Origin of the sequence: Anoxybacter fermentans (assembly GCF_003991135.1) — a bacterium.
In the GTDB taxonomy this organism is placed as follows: domain Bacteria; phylum Bacillota; class Halanaerobiia; order DY22613; family DY22613; genus Anoxybacter; species Anoxybacter fermentans.
The window spans coordinates 1,246,935-1,262,356 of record NZ_CP016379.1 but is presented as its reverse complement, the minus strand read 5'-3'; the positions used below and the strand labels follow the sequence as shown (position 1 = coordinate 1,262,356).

The 15,422-nt window shown below is 35.6% G+C and carries 10 protein-coding genes and 2 riboswitches; all 10 genes read left to right on the top strand.

Annotated elements, in window-relative coordinates; genetic code table 11:
* Positions 1-279 precede the first annotated feature (279 nt).
* Positions 280-1,152 (top strand): hypothetical protein, encoded by an 873-nt coding sequence (locus BBF96_RS05650; protein ID WP_127016245.1) that lies wholly within the window; start codon positions 280-282, stop codon positions 1,150-1,152.
* 82 nt (positions 1,153-1,234) lie between these two features.
* Positions 1,235-2,800: a leucine-rich repeat domain-containing protein gene (locus BBF96_RS05645; RefSeq protein ID WP_127016244.1), complete on the top strand. Its 1,566-nt coding sequence runs from the start codon at positions 1,235-1,237 to the stop codon at positions 2,798-2,800.
* A gap of 26 nt (positions 2,801-2,826) precedes the next feature.
* A complete protein-coding gene (locus tag BBF96_RS05640; RefSeq protein WP_164730914.1) occupies positions 2,827-7,851 on the top strand; it encodes a putative Ig domain-containing protein in 5,025 nt (1,674 codons plus the stop codon).
* Positions 7,852-8,136: 285 nt separating this feature from the next.
* Positions 8,137-8,233: riboswitch (glycine riboswitch) on the top strand.
* A 2-nt stretch (positions 8,234-8,235) separates the two neighbouring features.
* A riboswitch (glycine riboswitch) is annotated at positions 8,236-8,330 on the top strand.
* A gap of 73 nt (positions 8,331-8,403) precedes the next feature.
* Complete coding sequence (gene gcvT, locus BBF96_RS05635; RefSeq protein ID WP_127016242.1) at positions 8,404-9,507, top strand: glycine cleavage system aminomethyltransferase GcvT; 1,104 nt, start codon at positions 8,404-8,406, stop codon at positions 9,505-9,507.
* 19 nt (positions 9,508-9,526) lie between these two features.
* Positions 9,527-9,910, top strand: a complete 384-nt coding sequence (gene gcvH / locus BBF96_RS05630) for a glycine cleavage system protein GcvH (protein ID WP_127016241.1) — start codon at positions 9,527-9,529, stop codon at positions 9,908-9,910.
* 3 nt (positions 9,911-9,913) lie between these two features.
* Complete coding sequence (gcvPA, locus tag BBF96_RS05625; protein ID WP_127016240.1) at positions 9,914-11,260, top strand: aminomethyl-transferring glycine dehydrogenase subunit GcvPA; 1,347 nt, start codon at positions 9,914-9,916, stop codon at positions 11,258-11,260.
* The gene (gene gcvPB / locus BBF96_RS05620; protein ID WP_127016239.1) at positions 11,257-12,723 is read left to right on the top strand and encodes an aminomethyl-transferring glycine dehydrogenase subunit GcvPB; all 1,467 of its coding nucleotides are present in this window, start codon (positions 11,257-11,259) and stop codon (positions 12,721-12,723) included. The genes gcvPA and gcvPB overlap by 4 nt, the downstream gene beginning before the upstream one ends.
* Positions 12,705-13,583 (top strand): radical SAM protein, encoded by an 879-nt coding sequence (locus BBF96_RS16380; protein ID WP_164730913.1) that lies wholly within the window; start codon positions 12,705-12,707, stop codon positions 13,581-13,583. The genes gcvPB and BBF96_RS16380 overlap by 19 nt, the downstream gene beginning before the upstream one ends.
* Positions 13,580-14,596: a radical SAM protein gene (locus tag BBF96_RS05610; RefSeq protein ID WP_127016238.1), complete on the top strand. Its 1,017-nt coding sequence runs from the start codon at positions 13,580-13,582 to the stop codon at positions 14,594-14,596. The genes BBF96_RS16380 and BBF96_RS05610 overlap by 4 nt, the downstream gene beginning before the upstream one ends.
* Positions 14,593-15,417, top strand: a complete 825-nt coding sequence (locus tag BBF96_RS05605) for a lipoate--protein ligase family protein (RefSeq protein ID WP_127016237.1) — start codon at positions 14,593-14,595, stop codon at positions 15,415-15,417. Before BBF96_RS05610 ends, BBF96_RS05605 begins: the two co-directional genes overlap by 4 nt.
* Positions 15,418-15,422 lie beyond the last annotated feature (5 nt).

Genomic DNA, 15,422 nt, shown 5'->3' with positions numbered 1-15,422 from the left:
GACAAAGCATACAGCGTGATAATAAATTTCTCGAATTTTTATTGACATTTAATCATTATCTCCTTTTTTATTTGTTTTATATATTTCTAAATACAGGTTTTTAATTCCTTCGGGAAATTCTTTCAGTAAAGAGGATGACTTCTTTGGTTAGAAATTGTGGATATACTAACTTTTTATGTATAAGGACTATTTTCCTATGAGACAATTGAAGGAAATATAAATAATACGTCGAAAAAATTATCTAGGTCCATACTTTTAACAATCATGGAGGTTACAATTATGAAAAAAAATATTTTTGCTATTTTTATAATTTTAGTTTTAGCATTGACTTCTGAGACTGCTGCCCGGAATATTTATTACTGGGAAGATTTTATGGATACGGCTGAGATAAAATATGATTTAAAACATGGTAAATTAGAATTTTATACAAAAATTTTAGAGTATGACTCTGGAAAAAAGGTGGACAATGGATCTGATACTGAGTTTTATTTTAATTACGGCATTTTAAGAAATTCGGAGTTATATTATTACTCATCTTCCCAGGAAAACTATAAAATTTTTCAACTTAAGCAGAGAGTAATAAATAGAGAAACATTCGCTTTATCAGGGATGGTAGGGTTTTATTTTATACAGGATGATTTAATTGTTCCAAGCATAAAATTATTATCTGATAAAATTTTAAACAAAAAACTAACATTACATAATAATTTTCAATTATACTTTTATCAAGAGGGAATTATTATAAAACGTTTAGAAAGTGGATTTACATATAATATGAATTCAAAGCATTCTTTTAAGGGGCATTTAGGAACCTTTTTCATTGATGATCTTAATAATATTCGGTTTAATTTGAAAGTGGCATATAAAAATGTCATAAATGAACAGACAAATTATATTTTATATGGTTATTATGAAAAGGACAAAGATATGGATAATTTACATTTAGAAAATATAGTGGAATTTAAACCTGTTAATACGGTAAAGCTAACTTCCAATATTATTATTAATACAGATGATTCTTATAACAATTGGATTATAATCAGAGGAGAGAAAAAATTGTTTAGACGTTTTACGATCAGTTGTGAATATAAAAAAGAGGCAGAAAAAGATGGAAATAATTATTTTATGACAGGTTTAAGTTTTATGTTATAAACAGGGTGCAAGGACAATAACTGTACTTTACACCCTCTTTTAGATATTTTTTGATGTGTTTAAAAAAGGGGGAAAATAATTAATGAATAAAAAGAAAGTAATAGGTATTGTACTCTTTTTCATTATGGTAGGGATTTTAGCTGGTTGTTCATCTACGAATGAATTTAATGAACTTATGCGTTTTTTTAAAGTAAATATAGCTGCAGAGGGTAAGGGAAAAGTTACGAAAAATCCAGATCAATCACTTTATGAAAAGGGAACTAAAGTAACTTTAAATGCAATACCTGAGGAAGGCTGGAAATTTAAAAGTTGGAAGGGAGATATAACTGGAAGTACAAATCCGGTTAATATCACTGTAGATAAAAATAATAATGTTATTGCTGTATTTGAGATTGATGAAGATGCTACCTTTATACTGAATATTGATACTATTGGGGAAGGTACAGTTACTGTAGATCCTGAAGGTGAAAATTATAAAATAGGAACAAAAGTGACATTAACTGCTCAACCAGCAGATAACTGGATTTTTGATCGCTGGGATGGAGATGTAACTGAAAAAGAAAAAAATCCAACTACAATTTATATGGATGGAAATAAAGAAGTTAAAGCTATATTTGTTGAAGAGATTGCGATAACAGGGATAAAATTTGCTGATCCTAATCTTGAGCGAGCAGTTCGAGATGCAATTAATAAGCCAACTGGCCCAATTATGCCAGAAGATGTAAAAGATTTATATTCTCTTGATGCATCATATATATCAATAGATTCTCTGGAAGGAATTGAATATTTAACATCTTTGACCTGGTTAGATTTATCTGACAACAATATCTCTGACATCAGTTATTTAGCTGAATTGAGCAATTTAGTTTATCTTGACTTAAGATCTAACTCAATTAGTAATATTAGTCCATTAGCTAATTTAATAAACTTAGAGCAGCTTGATTTGAGTAATAATCTGATTAGCGATATTACCTCTTTGAAATTAAAAAATTTAACTGAGTTAAACCTGGCAGGTAATCTTATAACTGATATTTCAGTTTTGTCTGGATTGACTGCTTTAAATAAACTTACACTTTCCGATAATCAGATAAATGATATTAGAGATTTATCGGACTTAACGAATTTAATAGAACTTGATCTCAGTGGTAATCAGATTGATGATATAAGTGTTTTTGAATATTTTAACTTAAAAAACATGGAAAAGCTTGATCTAAGTGAAAATAAGTTGAGTAATATTGATGGTTTGGTCTGGTTAGGAGATGGTAACTTAAAAGAGATTGATCTCAGTGGTAATCAGATTGGAGATATTAATGTTTTACATGTTTTAACTCAATTGGAAAAAATCAATCTTTCTTACAATCAAATTCGTGATATTGGAGTTCTGGGTGAATTAACTAATATAAGAGAGTTAGATCTTAGTCATAATGTGATTGAGGTTATTGATGGTTTGAGTAATTTAAATAAATTAGAAAATTTATATCTCGAAAGCAATCAAATTATTGATATATATGTTTTACTTGATTTAAGTAGTCTGCAGATAGTTAATATTATGGACAATCCTAACCTTGATTTATCACAAGGGTCTCCAGCAAGCCAGGTAATTGATACGTTACGGCAAAGAGGGGTCAAAGTTTTATGTGATGGTTAATATTGGTTTGATAGGAGGTGATAGTTTTGTTTAAGAGGAGATTTTTAGCATTTTATATTTTGATTATCGGATTGGCTTTATTATTAAATGGGTGTTTTATAAAACGTTCTTATACAGTTTCAGGTAAAATTATAGATCAGAGTGGAGAAGGTATTTCAGATGTTACTATAACAGCATCTGGGGAAACTAATGCTAGAACCAAGACAGATAACTCCGGTTATTGGAAATTATCTGGATTAAAGGGTACTGTGACCATTACTCCATCCAAACAGGGATGGGTTTTTGAACCTATCAAACGGGTTGTATCTAAAGATGATAATAATGTAAATTTTACAGGTAAAAATCAAGAATATGTTACTGAAATAATTGTTTTTGAGGATTCTAATCTTGAAAAAGCCGTACGGAAAGCAATTAATAAGCCTGTTGGATCTATTACAAAAGAGGATGTTAAAGGATTAGATTCACTTGATGCTTCTGTTATGGAGATTAAGTCATTAAAAGGAATAGAAAATTTAACTGCTTTAACCCGGTTAAATCTCAGTAGAACTGGTATTAGTGACATTTCTAATCTGTCTGGATTAACAAATTTGAAGTATCTTTACCTTAGTTATAATGAGATAAAAGATATAACTGTTTTATCGAATCTGAAAAATTTACAAGAGGTTAATCTTAGTAATAATCAGATTAATAATGTTGATGATCTGGTCTGGCTTGCAGGTAAAAGTCTAACAGTTCTAAACCTTGGTGGGAACTTGATTAGTGACATTCAAAAATTATCCAAACTTACAACTTTAGAGAAACTGATGCTCAATAATAACAATATAAGTGATATAAGTGCTTTATCTCTGTTAACAAATTTAAAAGAACTTGATCTTTGTGGAAATCAGATTACCAGCATTAGTGCTTTGGATAAATTAAAAAATTTAGAGAAACTTAATTTAAGTAATAATCAGATTAGTGATATTACGGAACTGGTCTGGCAGTATGATAATTTGAAGGAACTTGATTTGAGTAATAATCAAATCAATAATCTTCTTCCTCTGACTACTTTGATATCATTAGAAAAACTTAATCTCAGTAATAATTCAATAATTAATATTAGTGATTTGAGCAGGTTAACTTCATTAAAAGAATTGGATCTAAGTGATAATCAGATTAAGGATATAAGTGGTTTGGCAAATTTAACTAATTTAGAAAAACTATATCTACATAATAATCAAATTACCGATATAAGTGTTTTACTTGAACTGATTAATTTAAAGGAAGTTACCTTAATGGGTAATGAAGGTCTTAATTTGGCTATTGACTCAGTAATCCAGACATTGATCAATCGTGGAGTTACTGTCCTCTATAAATATAATAAAAATGAACCTCCAGTAATTGCTACTATAGGGGACAAAACTGTTAAAGAAGCAGAAGAATTAACTTTTACTGTATATGCTTCTGATCCTGATAATGATGATCTAACATTCAGTGTTAGTGGTGATTTGACCGATAAATTTGATGTAAATACTCAAACTTTTAGCTGGACACCAACTTATGATGATGCTGGATCTTATACTATGACTTTTACCGTTAGTGATGGTAATGTAGAGGTTAGTGAAACAATAACTATTACAGTAATTAATGTTAATAGACCTCCTGAATTTGATTTACTTGAGGATAAAACGGTTAATGAAAATGAAAGATTGACTTTCAGTATAGCAGCAACTGATCCAGATGGTGAAGAATTAACATATAATGTCAGTGGCGATCTTAAGGATAAGGTTGATCTTGGTAATTTAACATTCGATTGGACACCAACTTATGATGATGCTGGATCTTATACTTTGACCGTTAATGTAAGCGATGGTCAGATAGATATTGAAAAAACAATAACAATTACAGTAAATAATGTTGACCGGGCTCCGATTTTGCAACCGATTGGAGACAAAACAATTAATGAAACCGAAACATTATCTTTCACTATATCTGCAACTGATCCAGATGGTGATGGACTGACATATACTGCAGTCGGTGACCTGGTTGATAAGTTTGATCCTGATACTCAGACTTTCAATTGGACTACGGGATATTTTGATGCAGGAACTTATACAATTACCTTTACTGTTACTGGTAGTGAATTAAGTACAAGCGAGACAATAACTATTACGGTAAACAATGTTGATCGTCCACCTGTTCTTAACCCTATAGGTAATAAAACCGTTGATGAGTATAGTGAGTTAAGTTTTGTAGTAACAGCTAATGATCCTGATAATGAGCCTATCACTTATAGTGTCAGTGGTTTACCGTCTGGAGCAACTATAAATAGTCAAACCGGAGAATTTAGCTGGACTCCGACAATAGATGATATTGGTACTTATACTGCAACCTTTACTGCAGCATCTAATGGTGCAGAGGATAGTGAAACAATTACCATTGAAGTAAAAGATGTTGAATTTGCTCCAGTCCTTGATCCTATAGGTGATAAGACAGCTTATGAGAATGAAGAATTAACTTTTACCGTTACAGCTACTGATTTAGATCAGGATCCATTGACTTATAGTGTTAGTGGTGATTCAAAAGTTACTGATAAGTTTGATCCTGCTACTCAAACATTCAGTTGGATACCAACTTATAATGATGAAGGAACTTATACTATAACCTTTGAAGTAAGAGACAATAAAGGGAATACTGATAGTGAAACCATAACTATCACTGTAATCGTTGACCATCCACCTGTCCTTGATCCTATAGGTGACAAATCTGTTGATGAGTATAGTGAATTAAGTTTTATAGTTACAGCCAGTGATCCCGATGGTGATCCTATCACCTATAGTGTCAGTGGTTTACCGTCTGGAGCAACTATAAATAGTCAAACCGGAGAATTTAGCTGGACTCCGACAATAGATGATATTGGTACTTATACTGCAACCTTTACTGCCACATCCAATACGAAAAGTGATAGTGAGATAATTACCATTGTAGTCAATGATGTTGAATTTCCACCTGTCCTTGATCCAATAGGTGATAAGTCAGTTAATGAAAATGAAGAATTAACTTTTACTGTTACAGCTACTGATTTAGATCAGGATCTATTGACTTATAGTGTTAGTGGTGATTCAAAAGTTACTGATAAGTTTGATCCTGCTACTCAAACATTTAGTTGGATACCAACTTATGATGACGCAGGAACATATACTATAACCTTTAAAGTTAGTGATGGTAAAGGTAATACTGATAGTGAGACCATAACTATAACAGTAAATAATGTTGATCGTCCGCCTGTTCTCAGTACTATAGGTGATAAAACAGTTGATGCAGGTCAGGGATTATCTTTTACGGTAACAGCCAATGATCCTGATGGTGATCCGGTCACTTATAGTGCTGCAGGTTTGCCACAGGGAGCTACTTTTGATACCAGTACAGGAAGCTTTAGTTGGACTCCAACAATAGATGATTTAGGTAGTTATACTGTAACATTTACTGCTGAAGCGAATGGTCAAAGTGATAGTGAAACGATCACAATTAATGTCTATGGTGCCAAATTGGAAATAATTGATCTATCAATTTCAGCTACCACAGTCGAGCAGGATGACACAGCTACTGCATCAATTACAGTAAAGAATAATGGAAATAAGGATGCAGGTTCCTTTGATATAAGCTGGGATATTTATCAGAATGGATCTTTAATTGGTGAATTGGGTCTTGATGATACTGTCAGTGGGGGACTTGCTGTTGGTGCTGAGATAACTGTTCAGAAAACGGTTGATGGTAGTAGTTTTGCTGTGGGAACTTATGAATTAAAACCAGTTGTAGATCCAACTGGAAATGAAAATGGCCCGGTTTCTGATTTATCAGCTACTTTCTCCATTATAAAACCGCAATATACTTTAACAGTTAATATTTCAGGCCAAGGTACAGTAGAAAAGAATCCTGATCAAACTACCTATGAGGAAGGAACTGATGTAACTTTAACTGCTAAACCTGCAGCAGGATGGTTCTTTGATCATTGGGAAGGTGGTCCTATAGATACATCTACAACAAATCCAGAGACTGTTACAATGAATAGTGATATAACTGTTACTGCAGTATTTACCAGTCTCAATTTACCAAATAAACTCACTTTTATATCTTTGCAGGATAGCAGTAATGGTGAAATTTATTACCTGGATGCCAATAATATTTTAGTAAGACTAACAAATAATACTAATTTAATTGAAGAGAAACCACAATGGCATCCATATAAGTCAAAAATTTTGTTTGAAGCTTATGATACAAGTGAAGGTAATAGTAACATTTATGTAGTAGATGCTGATGGAAGTAATCTAACACGCTTGACCTCCGATTATGCTAATGAAAAAAGTCCTGTATGGGCTCCAGGTGGAGATAAAATTGCCTTTGTTTCTGATCAGGAAGGTAATGATGATATATATGTAATGAATGAAGATGGAACTTCTCTTTTACGTCTGACGCTTAATGATTATGATGATGAAGCACCAACATGGTCTCCTGAAGGAAGCTATATTGCCTATGTAAGTCAAGGCAATATTTGGAAGATAAAAGCTGATGGTTCCAATAATATATCATTGACAGGTGGTACTGTCGTTGATGGTGTTTGTGCCAATCCTAAGTGGTCTCCGGATGGTACTAAAATCGTCTTTGAAGCTAATGGGGATATCTGGGCAATTGAATTTAATGGTTCAGCAGATCCATATAGTAGTTGGAATATCGTCCAGGTAACAACTAATATTGCAGATGACAGAAGTCCTTCCTGGTCTCCAGATGGTAGCATGTTGGCGTTTATTTCGAAACGAGATGGCGGTGACTATGATATTTACACAATCTCAAGTGTTGGTTCTATCGATGGTGCTGGTTTATCTGCAAAACGTTTGACTGAGAGTGCCGCAAGCGACTTAGATCCTGTATGGTCTATAGATGGAACAATGATTGCTTTTGTATCTGATCGTGATGGAGAATATGAAATCTTTGTAATGGATAAAGATGGTTTAAATGAATGGCAGGTAACATATAACTTAACAGATGATAGCTACCCAGTTTGGGGACCTTGAGAAGAGGGGACTTTCCCCCTCTTTTTGCTTAAATTTTATCATAAATTTGATGGTCTAGTTATAAAAGGTCATTTTTTCAAAGGAAATGTAAAATTTCACGTGAAACATAATAAGGTGAACAGCCCTCATGGATAGGTAAAAAATTTCTTCATAAAGCGAAAAATTAGCTTTTCGCAGTAAAATCAATTATGTTTTTTTATAAAGATTTGCAGGAATTTTTTAATTTATGTTGTAATAAAATGTATATAAACGGTGTTATTTTGAAAAGTGAATATCGTTATCTGGATGAAGGATGCAGGAGATTTCCTTTTATAAGGAAAGCCGAAGGAGCAAGCTATGAAATCATAGCGAAACTCTCAGGCACCAGGACTGCATCTGGACGGATACTCTGGAAAAGTTTTTCCGTATGGAAAAACGCCGAAGGGGCAAGACTCGTTTTAATTTATAGCGGGTCCAATCTCTCAGGTATAGACAGAGGAGCATAGAGTTTTCTATGCTCCTCTTTCTGTTAATAAAAAAATTCACAAAATTTCATAAGGAGGGATGGTGACAATGGGTAGTTTAAAAAGGACTCCTCTTTTTGAAATCTATAAAAAATATGGTGGTAAAATTATTGAATTTGGAGGCTGGGAAATGCCTGTACAGTATTCCAATATTATAGAAGAACATCATACAGTACGTAATCATGCCGGGCTTTTTGATGTTTCCCATATGGGAGAGATTAAGGTAGATGGTCCCGATGCTGAAGATTTTGTTCAGTACCTGGTGACTAATGATGTAAAAAAGATGAAAGATAATCAGGTTCAGTACAATCTAATGTGTTATCCAAGTGGTGGTGTGGTTGATGACTTATTGATATATAAATATTCTTCTAATAGTTACATGTTGGTAGTTAATGCAGCAAATATTGATAAAGACTATGATTGGATTATGCAAAATAAAGGAAACTTTGATGTAAAAATTGAAAATATGTCTGACAGGATTGCTCAGCTAGCTTTTCAAGGCCCACAGGCTGAAGAGATTTTGCAGAAGCTTACTGATTATGACCTTTCAAGTATTAAATTTTTCTACTTTACTGAAACTAAAGTTGGTGGCAAAGATGTGCTTATTTCCCGTACCGGTTATACCGGAGAAGATGGATTTGAAATTTATTTAGCTCCTCAGGATGCTGTGTATATGTGGGATCTGATTTTAGAAACAGGTAGAGATCAGGGTGTTAAGCCCGTTGGTCTCGGGGCAAGAGATACACTTCGTTTTGAAGCTGGTTTACCTCTTTATGGCCATGAAATTTCAGAAGAGATTACACCACTGGAAGCGGGATTAGGAATCTTTGTTAAGCTGAATACCGATGATTTTATCGGAAAAGATGTTCTAATGAAGCAAAAAGAGGAGGGACTTAAAAGAAAACTGGTAGGATTTGAAATGATTGATCGCGGAATTCCACGGGCTCAATTTAAAGTGGCTAAGGATGGTGAAATTATAGGTTTTGTCACAACCGGCTCTTATTCACCTACTCTGGATAAAAATATTGGTCTAGCATTGGTAAAGAGCCAATATAGTGAGTTGGGGACTGAATTTGAAGTTTTACGCGGTAAACGGTCAATGCGTGCAAAAGTAATTCCTATTCCATTTTATAAAAAGAATTATAAAAAATAATTTAAAGGGGGAATGCATAATGAAGGTATTAAAAGATCTTAAGTACACAAAGGAGCATGAATGGATTAGAGTGGAAGGTGAAATAGGCTATATTGGTATTACAGACTATGCACAGGAACAATTAGGTGATGTTGTTTTTGTAGAATTACCAGAAGTTGGTGAAGAGTTTGTTGAAGGTGACAGCTTTGCGGTAGTTGATTCTGTAAAGGCGACTTCTGATATTTATATGCCGATTGATGGCGAAATTTTAGAAGTGAATGAAGAATTGTTAGATTCTCCTGAACTGCTTAATGAAGATCCCTATGAGAATTGGATAGTTAAAATAAGAATTTCCGATCCAGATCAGATTAATAATCTGCTTAATGCTGAAGAGTATGAAGAATTTTGTGCAGAGGAGGAATAAGGAATGTTTCCTTACCTGCCACATACTTCTAAAGATCGCAAAGCAATGATGGAGAGGATCGGGATTCAATCAATTGAAGAACTTTTTGATGATATCCCTGAATCCATCCGTTTAAAGGATAAGTTGAAATTAAACCGTCCTCATTCTGAATTAGAGATAAAAAAAATCTGTAAAGATTTAAGCGATATGAATGTCAATATTCAGGATTATATTTGCTTTATAGGAGCAGGTTATTATGATCACTATATACCATCAGTTGTAGATCACATGCTGCTCAGGTCTGAATTTTATACAGCTTATACCCCTTATCAGGCTGAAATGAGTCAGGGTTATTTGCAGGCCATTTTTGAATATCAAACCATGATCTGTGAACTGACAGGTATGGACGTCTCCAATGCATCTATGTACGATGGTGCTACAGCTACTGCTGAAGCGGGCTTTATGGCAATAAATGTAAAGCGGAAACGTAGTACTGTTTTGATCTCGAAAACTGTCCATCCGGAAGTTCGGAAAGTTTGTAAAACCTATTTTGATAGTGCTGGTTTCAATCTTGTAGAGATTGAGATGAAAGACGGTAAAATAGATTTAGAAGATCTAGAATCTAAATTAAGTGATGATGTAGCAGGTGTAATCATTCAATATCCTAATTTCTTTGGAATAATTGAAGATATAAAAAAAATTACTAAAAAAGTTCATGCCAATGATAGTCTGATGATTATAAATGCAGATCCGATTGCTCTCGGTATTCTTGCCTCACCAGGAGAATTGGGTGCAGATATTGCTATCGGTGAAGGGCAGAGTCTGGGTAATCCTGTAAGCTTTGGAGGACCTACCTTTGGCTTTTTTGCGGCTAAAGAAGATTTTATGCGCTATATGCCGGGCCGGATTGTGGGCCAGACAACCGACCATGAGGGTAATCGGGGATATGTTTTAACCTTGCAGGCAAGAGAACAGCATATCCGCAGGCATCGGGCTACTTCTAATATCTGTTCAAACCAGGCTTTGAATGCTCTGGCTGCTTTAGTCTATCTTTCCGTTATGGGTAAGAAGGGCTTACGTCAGGTAGCTGAAAATTCCTTTAAAAAAGCTCACTATCTGATGGAAAAAATTAATCAGCTGGACGGATTTAAAACCCGATTTAAAGGACCTTTCTTTAAGGAATTTGTCATTAAGACTGAGTATGATGTAGATAGTGTTCTTAAAACCCTGCTAGATAATGGAATTCTTGGTGGTTATGCTCTTGGGTCTGATTATCCAGAGTTATCTGACTGCTTTATGGTTGCGGTTACTGAAAAACGGAGTAAGGAAGAGATTGACCAGTACATACAAATATTGGAGGGGGTTAAATGAGAGAAGGGAAAAAATTGATCTTTGAGTTGAGTACCCCAGGTCGGGTTGGGTTTTCTCTACCTGAAGATGGTTTTACCGGAGTTGAGATTGATTCCTATCTGGATCCTGACTTATTGCGAAAAAAAGAGCCAAATCTGCCTGAGGTAAGTGAAGTTGATGTAGTTCGTCATTTTACTTCTTTGTCTCGTAGAAATTTCGGTGTAGACTCGGGCTTTTACCCATTGGGTTCTTGCACAATGAAGTACAATCCTAAGGTGAATGAAGATGTCTCCCGGTATCAAGGATTTGCCTTAAGTCACCCATATCAGCCGGAAGAGACAGTTCAAGGTAATTTAAAGCTTTTATATAAAATGGATCAAATGTTACAGGAGATTACTGGAATGGATCGCTTCTCCTTCCAGCCTGCAGCAGGTGCCCATGGGGAGTTAACAGGTTTAATGATCATTAAGGCTTACCATTTGCATAATGGAGATAAAAACCGGAATGAAGTGATTGTACCTGACTCTGCCCATGGTACTAATCCTGCCAGTGCAGCCATGTGTGGTTTTAAAGTAGTAGAAGTAAAATCTAACGAAAACGGTCTGGTGGATCTTAAAGCATTAAAGAAGGCTGTAAGTGAAAAAACAGCAGCTTTAATGCTGACCAACCCCAATACTCTGGGCCTTTTTGAGACTGATATTATTGAAATTGCCGAGATAGTTCATAATGCAGGCGGTCTGCTTTATTATGATGGAGCGAATGCCAATGCTATTTTGGGTAAGGCCCGCCCGGGTGATATGGGTTTTGACGTTCTTCATCTTAATCTGCATAAAACCTTCGGTACTCCCCATGGTGGAGGTGGACCCGGTTCCGGTCCAGTTGGTGTTAAAGAAAAGTTGATTCCATTTCTGCCTGTTCCTTTAATTGAAAAAGCAGAGGGAAAAGAATATTATTACATGGACTTTGATCGGCCTGAGTCCATCGGTAAGGTTAAAGCCTGTTATGGTAACTTTACTGTTATAGTTAAAGCATTTGCTTATATTCTTGCAATGGGGGCAGAAGGCTTAAGATTAGCAAGTGAAGATGCTGTTCTCAATGCAAACTACTTGAAAGAAATTTTAAAAGAGTATTATGAATTACCATATGATCGGGTATGTAAACATGAGTTTGTTTTATCCGGTGTGAAACAGAAAAAACAGGGTGCTTCGACTCTGGATATTGCCAAACGGCTTATTGATTACAAATACCACCCACCTACCATCTATTTCCCATTGATTGTAAAAGAAGCTTTAATGATCGAACCTACAGAGACTGAAAGCAAAGAAACATTAGATGCCTTTGCTGAGGCTATGATCAATATTGCCAGGGAAATTACGGAAGATCCTGATAAAGTAACTAAAGCACCGCTGACCACTGTGGTGGGCCGGTTGGATGAAGTAACTGCAGCAAGGAGACCAATTCTCCGTTGGAAATCAGAAAATTAGAGCCGGGGCTTTTTGAACGGATAAAAAAGGCCCGGGAGATCAGGGATATACATTTCCCGGGCCAGATTTTCTTTGTCCGGCCCAACTCTACCACAGTCATTACCACGACAGGAAAGAAATGTAATCTAAACTGTTCCCATTGCGGTGGAAAGTACTTAAATCATATGATCCCTATAACAGAAGCAGGGAAAGAGATTGCACGAAGAAAAAGTACCAGTTGTTTGATCAGCGGCGGCTGTAGTCATGATGGGCGTGTATCAATAAATTTAGAACCTTTGAAATCGGTGGTTAATGGTCTTAAGGTCAATGCTCATGTAGGGTTAATCAGTGAAGAAGAGATTAAATCTATAGCTACTTATGTGGATTGTGTCTCCTTTGATTTTTTGGTGGATAATGATACAATTAAAGAAGTTTATCATATGAATAAAACAGGTGATGATTATATTAAGACCTATCAAATGTTGCAAAAATATGTGAAGGTTATGCCCCATATCTGTATTGGATTAAAAGGTGGCGAAATTAAAGGAGAATATCAGGCTATTGACACACTGGCACGATTGGGAGTTGAAGGACTTGTTTTTATCATTTTTATCCCAACCCGCGGTACGGACTATGCTGATCGTAAACCTCCAGCATTGGAAGAAGTTCTAAAGCTAATGGTTTATGCTAGAGAGACTTTTCCAGATATTCCGATTCATCTTGGGTGCATGCGGCCTGGTGGCAGGTATCGTGCAGAAATAGACTATTATGCTGTAGAGGTAGGTTTAAATAAAATTGTAAACCCTACACCACTTGCCATAAAACGTGCAAAAGAATTGGGGTATAAGATCGTTTATGAAGAGGAGTGCTGTGTTTTATGAGAGTGTCCATCGGGACTGCCCATCTTTTGGGGCTTAAGGAGATTAAAATAGATGCATTACCAACTACCGCATATTTGATGCATGGTGAAGGTTGCCGTAGAAATTGTAAATTCTGTGCTCAGGCTTTTCAAAGTGGTGCTGATTCTAGAATGCTTTCACGGGTGGTCTGGCCTGAATATGATATTGACACTATCGTACAAGGGATTAGAAAGGCCAGAAAAAGCGGAAAATTAAAACGCTGTTGTATCCAGACTGTTGATGATGGCCGGGAAAGTGAATTGGCTGAAGAGATTAAAGCTCTGGTGAATACCGGATTACCCCTTTGTGTTTCCAAAAGTGTGAATAATCTTGGAGAGATTAGGGAACTGTTGGAGATGGGAGTTGAACGGGTAACCATTTCCCTGGATGTGGTTAATCCTGAAAGATATAATGAAATAAAAGGTGGTTCTTTTAAAAAAAGATTGGAATTTCTTTTAAAAGCAGCTCAGACTTTTCCTGGGCAGATAGGAACCCATATCATTATCGGTTTAGGGGAGACAGAAGAAGAAGCAGTGCGGTTGATAGCTAAACTAGCTCAATATAATGTTGAGATTGCTCTTTTTGCTTTTACTCCTTTAAAAGGAACTCCACTGGCTCATCTTCCCCAGCCGAATGTAGGAGTTTATCGGCGTATCCAGATGGCGCGTTTTTTGATTATGAAATATGGTTATGAAATTGATGATTTTCAATTTTCCGACAGCAGATTAGTTGGCTTTAACCGGGATAGTGAGGAAGTGTTAAACCTTTTAAATAGTGGTAAAGCCTTTGAAACCAGCGGTTGTCCTGATTGTAATCGTCCATATTACAACGAACGTCCTGGTGGGGTAATTTATAATTATCCCCGTCCTCTAAAACCGAATGAAATTTTTGATGCTTTAAAAAGTACCGGGTTCTGGTCGGGAGTTGAGATATATTCTGCCGTCAGGCAGGGAAAGAATATCCATCTCAATTCAACGGAGGTGGGCAGTAAATGAAATGGCGTCTTTTAAATACCGGTTTTAACGATCCCGCATTTAACATGGCATTAGATGAGGCAGATGTGATTTTACTTTCTGAGGGTAAAATACCGCCTACTATCCGCTTTTACGGCTGGCTTCCTGCATCTATCTCCATCGGCTATTTCCAGAAAATGAGAGATGAGATTGATGTGGATGCCTGTAAAGCCCTGGGAATTGGTATTGTTCGCCGTCTGACAGGTGGTAGGGCAGTGCTTCATGATGATGAATTGACCTATAGCTTTATAGTACCCGATACTCATCCCTTATTTCCACCAACTGTTATCGAATCCTATAAAGTGATCAGCCGTGGAATTTTACGTGGGCTTGAGAAATTAAATGTTTTTGCAACTATGGTTTCACTGGAAGGAAAAGGACGGAATGCACTCAATCCCCATAATAGTTCTGCCTGTTTTGATGCACCATCGTGGTATGAGATTGCTGTGAATGGTAAAAAGTTAGTAGGAAGTGCTCAGAATCGTCAGCGTGGTGTGATACTCCAACATGGTTCGATCTTGAATACCATTAATGTGGATAAGCTTTTTTCTGTCCTTAAGTTCAATAATGAGCAGATTCGACAAAGGATGAAGAAGATTTTTCTTGATAAGGCAACTTCTATTGAACAGGTACTTGGATATCGTATTCCATATACGAAAATGGTGGAAGCCTTTACAGAAGGTTTTCAAGAGTCTCTTCAGATTGACTTAGAGCCTGGTGAATTGACGGATGAAGAAAAGGAGTTAACAGAGAAACTAATTCGTGAGAAATACGGAAATGATGAGTGGAATTTCCGGAGGTGAAGTTT